Consider the following 13347-nt stretch of genomic DNA (forward strand, 5'->3'; position numbering starts at 1 on the left):
CTTGTGCCCATTTTTTCTCAATGGGGTTAAGATCAGGGCTATAGGGTGGCAGCCATAGAATGCGATGACCATGTCTGTTGAGCAGTTTTTGGATACGTCTGCTTTTATGAAACCTAGCGTTATCCATAACGATCACGCATTTAGTCTTGAGACTTGGAATAAGTGTGATCTTACACCAGTCATAAAATATATTGCTATTGATATTCTGTTCAAAGTAATCAAGCGCAAACAGCATCTTGTTATAAAGAGCACCGATGACGTTAGTTCTCTTTTTTGCTTGCCAGTTGTAGCTGTCGATACAGGGTGTACCAATCGGTGCATAGCCATGAGAGCGGATGGTCTCGTGCTCAAAGCCGCTTTCATCCATATAGATAATGGGATAGCCTTGCTGCGTAAAGCGATCAAGTTTACTCTGATAAGCCACTCTTTTTATCAGGCAGGCTTTTGGATGCTCTAAGGTCTTTTTTTTGACTGATACCTAGACGTTTTAAAGCAGTGTGCATGCCGGTCTTACTACAGTTGAATCGCCTAGCTCGCTCGTACAGATAATCGTCTGGATATTGTTCAACGTCTTTTAAGAGTGCTTCATTCGGTATTTTAGTTGGTGATTTATCTCGAGTTTGTTTGATACTTGGGTTTCTCAGCCAGCGCTGTAATGCGGTTTTGCTAACATTATAGAAAGTACAAGCCTGACGGATACTCATGTCTTTGTTTTTGACACTTTTAATCACTTGTGCTCGAAAATCTGCTGAATAGGTCATTTGTTCTTCTGCTATTTCGCTTGCTTTAAAACGATTGTATCTTATTTAAAAAGAACTGACTATAGTATAAAATTAGTGAATAATAATTCTTATAGAAATCAACAAATCTCAATTGCTGGTACGGATGTATTAAAGATAATTCTCTAAGCGAGTTTGAATTCTTACTTATATAATAAAAGAAAGGAACAGTAGCGTGTCTAACTTCAAACTTCCTTAAATCCTTACTATCTAGGCTTTTACTAAACTCACTGAACCTATTGTTCGACTTAACTGCTTCATAAAACCCTTTATTACTAAATATTAAAGGCATGTGATAAGGTTGTAGATCTGATAACAATACTCTGTAATAATCATCAGAAGCTAAATGATATTTCCTCTTACTCACTAGAAGCCCCAACATGATTTAATTTGCATCATTTTTCTGTACCCGAACTTATGAAAAAGTTTATTATTATAACCCTTTGAAAAATTCATCTTTATGAGGATTTTGCACTGTTCATTCGAGAGACTATGATTTTGTCCTATAATTCGCTTACATAAGCTTTTATTAAATAATAAATTTCTCATGAAACTATCTAAGTCATTAAGTCTGCATTGTAGAGGATGGCTAATAAATAGATAGTTATAGTAGATTCCACTTCGAATTTTAGTATCACGATACTTATTATGAATGTAGTAGTTATGAGTTAAAAAACTTAATCTAGATTTTAACAATACAAAGTCGCTAGTTCTCTCGAAGTCTAATAGAGCTTTGATAATCTTTGTTTTAATGCCATTAATTTTTACATTAGAGAAATCCACTCTAGTCTCAAGCTTTTTTCCTATAATTGTAATAGTAAATTCATATCCTAGGTAATCGAAGCTTAGATTTTCATTATTACTTTTATGTTCTATAGGCACTTCAATAACTGCTCTCTTACTATTTTTACTATGAAATTTTAAACCTAATGGTAAATTATTTTCAAGAGTTGCTATTATCTCATATTCAGTTCGTGTAGTGAAAACAATAATATCGTCTACAAACCTTGCGTAGTAGAACACATCATCAATTCTTCGCGTACTTTCATCAAATTCTCTAAGGTAATATTCTGCTAGACTGGCGCTTATACTTAAACCCCTTGGTAAACCAGAAACCTTACTTGCTTCAAAACAATTAAACCACTTTCTAAGAATGTTTGTTGTAGATTCACTATAAGCTATATCCTGTTCGATACTTTGTAGAATAGTGTTTCTATCTATACTTTCATAGAAATCTTTAATGTCTAGTCTAATAATATTGTAGGGTCTTTTATCTTTTATTAAGGCTACAATCGAAGAAACTATTTCGTTACGATTAGCTTGCTTGAGTGAGTTGATAGTTTTAAAAGTAAAATTTAAACGTTTCAATAAATAATAAGAATATATATCACAAACTTTATACGCTGTCTTCTTTCTAACTTTTATAACTTCTAATGGTGGAAAAGGTTGATTTTTACTAAACTCCTGAAGTAGTTTACAAACTACTGCATCATCACCTTCACTAAAGTCATCCTTGAACTTAACCTTCTTTTCAAAGTCATTAATTATATATTTTAAACTGCTTTCATTAATTGATTGATCTAACATCAAGCACCATCTCATTGAATTGACTACTAATAACTCTAAGCCCTGAAAATCTTAAATTTTTAAGCAGTTTACGGCTCCAAACTACACAGTTTACTATATCTTTAATTAAAAGGGTTCGCAATATATACCTTACGGCTAGGTGAATTTGATTTTATAGCCAAGCTTCTCATTGGAGGAGCGGTCTAGCCCTGATAGTAGCGGATATAATTGTGAGACCAATGGCTTGCGGTAACTTGTTTTATTACAGAAAATCATAGATTTTCTCTTGCGTCAGGGCGAAGCAGTGCTTCGCTTGATCCATCCTCATCCCTAGACTGGCAGATAAAAGCAAAAAGCGGGATCGGCTACAAAAAACCAATCCCACCTCAAAAATATTCTAAAAACTTCAACAACTATCCCTAAGACAAATTCGGATTCAACCACTTCTCAGCCGTCTTGATATCCCAATCCTTACGTTTGGCATAACCTTCCAACTGATCACGGCCTATCTTACCGACATTAAAGTACTCGCTCTCTGGATGCGAGTAATAAAATCCACTGACCGAGGAGGCCGGCCACATTGCATAGCTTTCAGTCAATCTAGTACCAATTGCATCAACCGTACCGAGCCAGTCAAACAATTTGCCTTTTTCTGTATGCTCAGGGCAGGCCGGATAGCCAGGCGCTGGGCGAATACCGACGTATTTTTCTTTGATCAGCTCTTCGTTGGAGAGCGATTCATCTGGTAGATAGCCCCAGTAGTCTTTACGGATACGCTCGTGCAGATGCTCGGCAAAGGCTTCGGCTAGGCGATCAGACAGCGCCTGTACCATGATAGCGTTATAGTCATCGCCCGCCGCTTTATACGTTTCAGCGAGATCTTCTGTACCCGCTATCGAGACAGTAAAGCCGCCTAAATAGTCGGTATGCTGCTCTGATGGCGAGATAAAGTCAGCCAAGCTAAAGTTGGGCTTGCCGCTGGCCTTATCTGACTGTTGGCGTAAGTGCTCAAAGGTATGGGTGGGCATTCCACCATCCGTAGGCGCTTTATCGTAGACCGTGATGGTATCGCTATCGGTACGGCGGGCAGGGGTGATTTTGAACACGCCTTTAGCGACGATTAACTTTTCATCGATCATTTTTTGCATCATGTCTTGGGCGTTATTAAATAAATCACGGGCCGCTTCGCCAACGACATCGTCTTGCAAGATTTTCGGATATTTACCAGCCAGACCCCATGAAATAAAGAACGGTGTCCAGTCGATATAAGGCAGCAGCTTATCGATAGGGTAGTCGTCCAATATCACTTGGCCAAAGGTATTGGGGGTAGGTGGCACGTAGCTCTCCCAGTCATAATCAAAGCCCAGCTTGATAGAGTCGGCGTATGACAGCCTAGCGGCTTTGAGTTGGCGCTTGGCCAGACGCTCACGTACGGCGATATATTCCTCACGAGTTTCATTAATCAGCGCTTGGCGGTTTTCTTTAGACAGCAGTTTAGTGACCACACCGACCGAGCGTGACGCATCAGCCACATAGATCACCGCATCATTTTGATACTGTGGCTCGACTTTGACTGCGGTATGGGCTTTAGAGGTGGTGGCACCACCGATCATGAGTGGTAAGGTCATGCCACGCTCTTGCATTTGCTTGGCGACATAGACCATCTCATCAAGGCTTGGGGTAATCAAGCCTGAAAGTCCGATGATATCGACCTCTTCTTGAATCGCCGTATCAAGGATGGTCTCGCACGGTACCATCACACCCAGATCAACGATGTCATAGCCGTTACAGCCGAGCACGACCCCGACGATGTTTTTGCCGATGTCATGGACGTCACCTTTGACCGTGGCCATCAATATTTTACCTTTCTTTTCGCCTTCCACTTTTTCTGCTTCAATATATGGATTGAGCCATGCCACCGATTGCTTCATGACACGTGCAGATTTGACCACTTGTGGTAAGAACATTTTACCAGCACCAAACAAGTCGCCAACCACGTTCATACCATCCATCAGCGGCCCTTCGATGACGTCAAGGGGTTTGGGGTATTTCTCCCAGGCTTCTTTGGTATCGGCTTCGATAAAGGTGGTGATACCTTTGACCAAGGCATGCTCGATACGTTTTTCTACACTTTCATCCCGCCAGCTCAGATCGGCGGCGTTGTCCTTTTTCTTACCATCGGATTGAAAGCTCTCAGCGATGCTCATCAAGCGTTCAGTCGCATCTTGTCCGCTCTCGCCTTGGTTGCGATTGAGCATGACGTCTTCGATAGCGTCACGTGCTTCCTTGGGAATATCGTCATAAACCTCTAGCATGGCAGGGTTGACGATACCCATGGTCAGACCGTTTTTGATGGCGTGGTATAAAAAGACTGAGTTAATGGCTTCACGAATCGGGTTGCCACGGAAGCTAAAGGAGACATTAGACACGCCGCCTGATACCATGGCATTGGGCAGGTTATCTGTGATCCATTTAGTGGCGTTGATAAAGTCAGCACCATAGTTGTTGTGCTCAGTGATACCGGTGGCGACAGCGAAGATATTGGGGTCAAAGATGATGTCTTCACTTGGAAACCCGACTTCATTGACCAAGACATCATAGCTGCGCTGACAAATCTCAATTTTACGCTCAAAAGTATCGGCTTGACCGTCTTCATCAAACGCCATAACGATAATCGCCGCACCGTAGCGCATGCAAAGCTTGGCGTGCTTGACAAACTCATCATAGCCTTCTTTTAAGGAGATGGAGTTGACGACAGACTTGCCTTGAATACGCTTAAGGCCCGCTTCGATGATGTCCCACTTTGACGAGTCAATCATCAAGGGCACACGGCTGATGTCTGGCTCGCCTGAGACTAAGTTAACGAAGTGGATCATCGCTTGCTCGGAGTCGAGCATGCCTTCATCCATGTTGATATCGACGATTTGGGCGCCGCCTTCTACTTGATCACGGGCGACATCGAGCGCCTCGGTATAGGCCTCGGTTTTGATTAAACGTAAAAACTTCTTCGAGCCAGTGACGTTGGTGCGCTCACCGACGTTGACAAATAAGCTATCAGGCGTGATGTTAAACGGCTCAAGCCCAGACAAACGGCAGGCAGGCGGGATTTCTGGAATCTCTCGTGGTGCATAGTCTGCGACCATATTGGCGATTTGGCGAATGTGTTCAGGCGTCGTACCACAGCAGCCGCCAACGATATTGAGGATACCCGCTTTGGCGAAGCCCTCTAGCAGTGCCGTGGTTTCTTCAGCAGTTTCATCATACTCGCCAAACTCATTAGGTAAGCCCGCATTAGGGTGGGCTGAGACATAAGTGTCAGCAATGTTGGAGAGTGTCTGAATATGCGGGCGCAATGCATCAGCACCAAGCGCACAGTTAAAGCCGACTGATAGCGGCTTGGCGTGACGAATCGAGTTATAAAACGCTTCTGCCGTCTGCCCAGAGAGCGTACGGCCTGAGGCGTCGGTAATGGTGCCTGATATCATAATCGGTAGTTCAAAACCAATATCATCAAAAACGCCAGTGATGGCAAAGATGGCCGCTTTGGCATTTAGGGTATCAAAGATGGTCTCGATTAATATGATATCAACGCCACCTTCTATCAGCGCCAGCGTCGCTTCACGGTAATTGAGCACCAGCTCATCAAAGGTGATATTGCGAAAGGCGGGGTCATTGACATCAGGGGATAGCGAGCAGGTGCGTGACGTCGGGCCAATCACACCGGCGACAAAGCGTGGCTTGTCTGGCGTCTTGGCGGTAAACTCATCGGCAGCTTGGCGGGCGATTTGTGCAGCGGTTCTATTTAGCTCTGGTACCAGATACTCCATATCGTAATCAGACATCGATAACCGTGTACCGTTAAAGCTATTGGTCTCGATGATGTCTGCGCCTGCCTCTAAGTGCGCCAAATGAATCTCTTTTATCATCTGTGGCTGCGTGAGTACGAGCAAGTCATTATTGCCACGCACGTCTTGAGCGATATCGGCAAAGCGCTCACCACGATAGTCCGCTTCTTCTAATTTGTAGTTCTGAATATGGGTGCCCATTGCCCCATCAAGCATCAAAATGCGCTGTTGCATTTGCTGCACAATTCGGTCACGTGCACTGAGTTGATTGTCTTTGAAAGGAAAATTCGTTGGCGGCGTTAAAACAAAGTCATCGGCTACTGGCGCTGAATGATTGTTTTTTGGAGAGGTCTGAGAAGTCGTCTTTTGCGTCATAGGAATACTGCTTATGTTGTCAACAACAAATAAAGGAGAGAGTTAAAGAGTAGGGCTAATGCCAAAAAAGCACAAAATATAGAAACACAAATCTGCAATATTCTAGCATGAAAAACGCCTCTTTTGAGTGATGTTGCTAAGCGTCTCAATGAGTTGCAAAGTGACACCTAAATGAGCGGCGTACCTGACCCAGTCTGGTATTCAGTTTGATTTTATTTTTTATTCTAGTGACCCTTCTATTCTTATAACCATACGTTTTTAGTAAGGCCATGGTTTTAAACGAGTTTTTTGGGTTAAATAAGTAATAAGTATTCACCCATAAAACTGACAAAACTTACAACAGGATGACAAAAATCTCGTAAAAGCAAATAGTTATAGATGTAGATTATGCTAGTTTTACTTATGCCTAGTTTTATGGCGCTATAAACGACCGCATTAAGGGTCTAAAAGTGATTTGATAAAGATATCTACTCAAGTGTTTATTGTAGATCATGAGCGCATTTGCAAAGAGCTATTGGCTTATCTTTTATCCATTTATAACGCAAGGTATTTTCCCTACATAGAAACATGACCATGACATTTATAGTGCATACGGTTGATAAGGTTTTATTACCGAAGTAGATACCACACGTCATGGTCGTTTTAACCCTCTTCTAGGGCGTGTCTTCAATTCAAATGATGATATCTAAATGGGCTAAAAATGGCTAAATTTTGTCATACTTCGTCAAATAACTGGTTAATATCCCGATATTATCTGCGTTATTTTCCTTGTCTGACAGCAATTTATCTCATTTTTATGACCATTTTTAAAATGAAGACACGACCTAGTAACAATTAATTGATATAAAAGGAAGCACCCATGTTAAAGAAAAACTTACTTTCTATCGCCGTTGTAACGGCAGCCATGTCATTAGCTGCTTGTAATGACACCGAAACAGTTACCGAGCCAGTTGTTGAGCCTGAAGTAACCACTGAAGTTGAAACAGAGCCAATGGTCGAGGCAGAACCTATGGCTGATGCTGAGCCTATAACAGACCCTGATATGGATACCGAAATAGTTGCGACCCAAAATATCACAGAACTTGCGGCTGACAATGAAGACTTATCTATCTTAGTAGCCGCCTTGCAAGCTGCTGATCTGGATCAGACGCTGGCCTCTGAGGGGCAGTTTACTGTCTTTGCGCCGACCAATGACGCCTTTGCTAAGCTATTAGATAATCTAGGGATTACTCAAGACGAGTTGTTGGCAGATAAAGCCTTGCTGACTGATGTACTGACGTATCACGTCGTTCCTGATACCGTGGTCAAAGCGGCAGACATTCCTTATGGGACGGACATTGCTACAGTAAATGGTAAGTCGTTTATGATCAGTGAGGATAATGTGATTACTGCTGCTAATGGTGGTACGGCTAATATTGCAGCCACAGATATTATGGCGACCAATGGTGTGGTTCATGTTATCGATGCGGTTTTGTTGCCTGAATAAACTGCTCTATAAGTATAAAGCCCTATGTTAAGCCATCAAAAAGCCCGTAACTTATGTTACGGGCTTTTGGTGTTTTAACGTACGTTAGTCTCTACAGTATCCAATTAGCAGCAATCAGTGCTGTATGATTAGACCTTTGGTTCTTTAGTTAGTGCATCATCTTTTAACAGCCCTTGCTGTTGTAATTCATGACGCTCTTCCCAGTAAGTGGCGTTTTTGATGCCAAACTTCTTAGGATCAAAGACGAATCTATTGTAACTGGTACCGCCACCTGCTTTGAGCTGAGCTTCATAGTCACGCAAGATATCGATAGCTGGGCGGGCGACAAAGAAGATAATGATAATACCCACAATGTTTAGCCATGCCATCAGACCCACACCAACGTCGCCAAGTCCCCAGATAAAGCCTGAGCTGTTGAGGGCGCCATAAGCAACCATAAACATAATGACTACTTTTACCACAAACTGCCCCATTCTAGAGGCTCCCTTACCCATAGAGCGGGTGAGGAATGAGATGTTGACTTCAGCGATATAGTAGTAAGCTAGGATAGTGGTAAAGGCAAAGAAGAATACTGCCACAGCGATAAAGGTATCACCAAAGTTACCATAGACAGATTCCATAGCCATCTGCGTAAATGAAGGTGAGTTAATCTCAACATCAGCGGCGACATTTTGCACAAGGAACTGACCATCTGCTAGTTTACCTTGAATGTTGTACATGCCCGTAGATAGGATCATAAAGGCAGTTGCAGAACAGACAAGTAAGGTATCAACATAGACTGAAAACGCCTGTACCAAGCCCTGCTGTGCAGGATGATCTACTGCCGCAGCAGAGGCGGCATGAGGACCAGTTCCTTGACCGGCTTCGTTTGAATAAATACCACGTTTTACACCCCAACCAATCGCCGCACCAAACCCTGCTTGTGCAGTAAAGGCGTCCCCAATAATCATCCCAAAGACCTGTGGAATCATGCTGAAGTTGGTAAACATGATAAGTAAAGCGAGCAAAATATAGCCTAGTGCCATAAAGGGTACGGCATACTCAGTAAAGGTTGCGATACGCTTAATACCACCAAAGATAATAAAACCTAATACGGTTAGGATGATAGCAAGTGCGAAGAGGCGAGTCGTACCAGTTTCCATGCCCATAAAGTTCATAGCAGAGCCTTCACCGGCTACCTGAGCGACGGCATTAATCACCCCGTTTGCTTGTACCCCAGGTAAGAAAACACCACAGGCAATGATAGAAGCAATAGCAAATAAAATACCATACCATTTTTGCCCAAGCGCCCGCTCGAAGTAATAGGCAGGACCACCACGGTACTCACCAGTGATGACATCACGCTCTTTATAAATCTGACCGAGTGTTGACTCGACATAAGCGGTGGAAGCACCTAAAAATGCCACCACCCACATCCAGAATACCGCACCTGGACCACCGAAACCGATAGCCGCAGCGACACCAGCGATGTTACCCATTCCCACGCGCCCTGCGAGTGAGACGGCAAGTGCCTGAAATGACGAAATACCATCATTGTCAGGCTTGCCTCTAAACAACAGTCTAAGCATCTCTTTAAACAGACGTACTTGTACGAAGCGCGTCATAATAGAATAAAATAAACCAGCGCCCAGACACAGATATACCAGTGCTGGGCTCCAGATAATCGAGTTTGCTAAATTAACTAAACCTTCCATATTGTCATTCCTCAAACTATCTTAAAGTGCTGTCACTCATTTAAGACAGATTGTCGTTATCTATGTTTATCCGCTTGGCTGATCGTCGACGCTATCAGCGCCGATATAAGCTCAACTGCGGTCGCAATTCCTTTTGCCTTTCTGGTGGTTACGGTATGATGACACGTCGCAATCAAAACAGATAGGTAAATAACAAATAGCCCAGCGGATAAAACAGGTGGTTATTATCATTAAATACCAATCAATATCATGACAGCATTCAACCTAAATCTAGCCGCTGTGGTTGTGCTGAGTCAGCAATAACTGCGTCTTTAATATAGATAGACTTAAACAAATATAAACGCAGAAGAAAGTTTGCTCACTCTATAATAGTTTGATTATCTAAAGAGCACTCGAAATAAAAGCGATACGCTAATGTCACTATACTACTGGTATGAGTTTTACTGGTGTACGATATCGTTGCAGCCAGAGGCTATACGATCAGTATCTAAAACAAACATCCCAACAGCACTGTATCGGTTTTTGATGGCATCAGCTATACCTGACAAAAGTGTCTATTAAATAAATCCACTACCAATTGTATGCAAACCATACGGCTAAGTAACTGCAATTTGCCATAATTTTATAGCAATTACTAGAGATTTCTTTGATTTCAGAGTGTTTAGTTTGTCAAATAGCTTGTTAGCAAACGGATGTGTGGTATCGATAAGATACTGAAGCAGTACAGCAAAGGGAGTAGGTTTGATGGAAAGGAGTATAAAGGCGACCAAAGGTAATAAAACAAGAAGTTACTACTAAAGTATGAAAGCAACTTTCTATAAAAAAACCTGCAACGCCCTAATATAAATAGGTTGTATGATTTCGACAAACAGTGGCCGTTGTCAGGGTATAATGAGTGTTGCGGTTGTTTTTTGGTAACGATAAATTGTAAAACCATAATGAGAGCGCCATTATTAGCAGCACAGTCAAATATGTAAGTAGTATCTATTAGGAGAGACAATGATGACACGTAAATCTATTATAAAGCCCATGTTACTATCGGCGGTATTGGCAACTTCGACAGTGGGATTGACCGGTTGCGGCTATAATAGTCTGCAAGCCCAAGATGAACAAGTGACTGCTGCTTGGTCAGAAGTGGTTAACCAATATCAGCGCCGTTCGGATTTGGTTCCAAACTTAGTAAAAGTGGTACAGCAATATGCTGATCAAGAGCAGGAAGTCTTTACTGAGGTCGCACAAGCACGCTCGCGTGCCGGTAGCATCAATATCACGCCAGAAGTACTCAACGACCCACAAGCGATGGAGCAGTATGCAGAGGCACAAGCGCAGATGGGCGGCGCGCTTTCACGTTTGATGGCTGTATCTGAGCGCTATCCTGAGCTAAAGTCTGATGCGCTGTTTCAAGACTTGCAGGCCCAGCTTGAGGGTACAGAAAACCGCATTACAGTGGCCCGCAATCGTTATATCCAAGAAGTACAAGGTTATAACACCACCGTACGTCAATTCCCAACCAACATTACGGCGAAAGTATTTGGAATGGATGCCAAACCAAACTTTAGCGTTGACAATGAAGAAGCCATATCGACTGCACCAACGGTGGATTTTGGTGAGTAGGTATTAATGAAGTTATTTAGTAGATACGTTAGTTTTAAAAAAGGTGTTGCTCTGACCACCTTTTTAATAGCCCACTTAGCATTAAGTGGTTGTAACAGTGCGGCTGACTCGATTCAAAATACTGAAAATAAAACTAGCAAGGCTCAGGCTTTAACTGCAGAGCCTTATACTCCAGTATCATTAATAGATGAACAGTCTAAATCACGTTACATTGCGCCAGAAACGTTAGGAGAGCAGCTTAAAAGCCCTGTCAATGACTTCACTTCAACGCTGAGTCATGCTGAAATTGAGTTTTTAAATGAAAAACTCAAAGAGGTTTATAAAGAAGGGTTGCTACAAATGGGCGTTGTCCTTGTAGCAACCACAGAAGATATGCCAATCTTTGATTATGCGATGACGGTGGCAAAGAGTTGGGCGCTGGGCAGTCCTGATAACAATAATGGTTTACTGATTTTTTTGGCTCTGGACGATAAACAGATGTATATCCTGACTGGGCTTGATATTGAAGAGACCCTCACAGACGAGACGGTTGCTCAGATTATTGATAAAGACATTACGCCACATTTTCGTAAGGCAAATTATGTGACTGGTTTATCAGCGGGTATTGATGCATTAGTTTGGAAGATGCGTCAACATCAGTAACTGAACCAGATAAATAAACAAACTACAGTGTTATTCTAAGTTAAATATCAGGTGGTATATTCAATATGCAAAACTTTAAACCATGCCTAACTGCAATACTCCTAGCGTGGGGCAGCTTATATACGCCAATAAGTTTTGCAGAAAACCATAACAGTACCGCTGCGGATGATATTGCTGTTGCGACTGACCGTAGCGCATCGAGCATGCAAAATCGCAGTGTCGAAGAGTTGGTCGCTATCGCCAAAGCTGGCGAATCTAATGAAGCCATTAATGATGCCGTACTTGGTAACGAGGCTATCGATGAAGCGATTTTAGGTAACGATGCCATCCGTCCTGATGCTGCCAATAATGAAGCTGTTGCAGAGTCACAGGTAACTCAGGCACCTAGACAGTCGAGCGCTGAAGGTGTGGCTGCTGATAAATTGATATTGAATCAACCTGTCGTCGATCAAGCGAACATCTTAAATCCGCAAGAGAAGTTACGCCTTGAGACCCAGCTCAAAGGCATTTATCAGCAAGGCCTGGCACAGGCCGCTGTCGTAATCGTACCCACGACCAACGGCATCCCTATTTTCGACTACTCATTACAAGTGGCTGAGAACTGGGGCTTGGGCGAAGCCGATACCGATGATGGTTTGTTGATATTAGCCGCTATCAATGATCGTAAAATATATATATTGACAGGTTATGGGTTAGAAGGGGTTTTGCCTGATGCGGCAGTCAATCGTATCATCCGTGAAGACATCACACCTTATTTTAAACAAAATGACTATGGTTCAGGTTTGCTTGCTGGTATCAATCGTATCGAGGAGCGCTTGACAGCTGATCCTGACATCTTGGCGCAAGCAGATGCTCAAGCCGCTGAGCGTAGAGCGCAGCAAGGGTCTGACGAGCTGCCAACACCTGTGTTTTTGTTTATTATGGCCATGATTTTTGGTAGTTTTATCACCAGTATTTTTGGCCGAGTTTTTGGTTCTATCATAACGGCAGGCGGCTTTTTTGCAGGCTCACTGGCATTGGGGGGCGGCTTCTTTATGACCCTCATTATGGCCATATTTATTTGGATGTTTTTAATCTCTCGTGGCTCAGGTGGCGGTGGACGTGGTGGCCGCGGCGGTGGTGGCGGTATCGTCTTTATGCCAGGTATGGGCGGCGGTAGCAGTGGCGGTGGTTTTGGTAGCGGCGGCTTTGGCGGCGGCGGCGGTGGCTTTGGTGGCGGTGGTGCTGGCGGCTCATGGTAGTCCTTGCACTCTAGGGCATGTCCTCAATTCAATCGAAGGATACCTAAATGGGCTAAAAATGGCTAAATCTTGCCAAACAGCGTTAAATAGCTAGGTAATATCCCG

The 13347-nt window shown here is 43.0% G+C and carries 9 protein-coding genes; 4 read left to right on the forward strand and 5 right to left on the reverse strand.

Features of this window, described 5'->3' with window-relative positions:
• The 4 genes from J3492_RS12450 to metH all read right to left on the reverse strand — a co-directional run.
• A partial coding sequence (locus tag J3492_RS12450) for an IS630 family transposase (RefSeq protein WP_207988744.1) occupies positions 1 to 424 on the reverse strand: 424 nt, incomplete at its 3' end.
• Complete coding sequence (locus tag J3492_RS12455) at positions 408 to 761, reverse strand: IS630 transposase-related protein (RefSeq protein WP_207988742.1); 354 nt, start codon at positions 759 to 761, stop codon at positions 408 to 410. The genes J3492_RS12455 and J3492_RS12450, both read right to left, overlap by 17 nt.
• 384 nt (positions 762 to 1145) lie before the next feature.
• Positions 1146 to 2366 (reverse strand): antiviral reverse transcriptase Drt3a, encoded by a 1221-nt coding sequence (drt3a, locus tag J3492_RS12460; protein WP_207992368.1) that lies wholly within the window; start codon positions 2364 to 2366, stop codon positions 1146 to 1148.
• A gap of 398 nt (positions 2367 to 2764) precedes the next feature.
• Positions 2765 to 6565: a methionine synthase gene (gene metH / locus J3492_RS12465; protein WP_207992369.1), complete on the reverse strand. Its 3801-nt coding sequence runs from the start codon at positions 6563 to 6565 to the stop codon at positions 2765 to 2767.
• 859 nt (positions 6566 to 7424) lie between these two features.
• Between metH and J3492_RS12470 the strand changes: the two genes are divergently transcribed.
• Positions 7425 to 8051 (forward strand): fasciclin domain-containing protein, encoded by a 627-nt coding sequence (locus J3492_RS12470; protein ID WP_207992370.1) that lies wholly within the window; start codon positions 7425 to 7427, stop codon positions 8049 to 8051.
• 128 nt (positions 8052 to 8179) lie between these two features.
• Here J3492_RS12470 and J3492_RS12475 read toward each other — a convergent pair whose 3' ends face one another.
• A complete protein-coding gene (locus J3492_RS12475) occupies positions 8180 to 9745 on the reverse strand; it encodes an alanine/glycine:cation symporter family protein (RefSeq protein ID WP_207992371.1) in 1566 nt (521 codons plus the stop codon).
• Between the two features lie 1002 nt (positions 9746 to 10747).
• Between J3492_RS12475 and J3492_RS12480 the strand changes: the two genes are divergently transcribed.
• From J3492_RS12480 to J3492_RS12490, 3 genes are all read left to right on the forward strand, one after another.
• Positions 10748 to 11359 carry a LemA family protein gene (locus tag J3492_RS12480; RefSeq protein WP_207992374.1) on the forward strand — a complete coding sequence of 204 codons (612 nt, stop codon included), beginning with the start codon at positions 10748 to 10750 and terminating at the stop codon, positions 11357 to 11359.
• 6 nt (positions 11360 to 11365) lie between these two features.
• Complete coding sequence (locus tag J3492_RS12485) at positions 11366 to 12001, forward strand: TPM domain-containing protein (protein WP_207992372.1); 636 nt, start codon at positions 11366 to 11368, stop codon at positions 11999 to 12001.
• A 65-nt stretch (positions 12002 to 12066) separates the two neighbouring features.
• On the forward strand, positions 12067 to 13242 hold the full coding sequence (locus tag J3492_RS12490; RefSeq protein ID WP_207992373.1) for a TPM domain-containing protein: 1176 nt from the start codon (positions 12067 to 12069) through the stop codon (positions 13240 to 13242).
• Positions 13243 to 13347: the final 105 nt, after the last annotated feature.

The sequence above is a fragment of the Psychrobacter coccoides genome, from assembly GCF_017498085.1.
Taxonomy (GTDB): Bacteria; Pseudomonadota; Gammaproteobacteria; order Pseudomonadales; family Moraxellaceae; genus Psychrobacter; species Psychrobacter coccoides.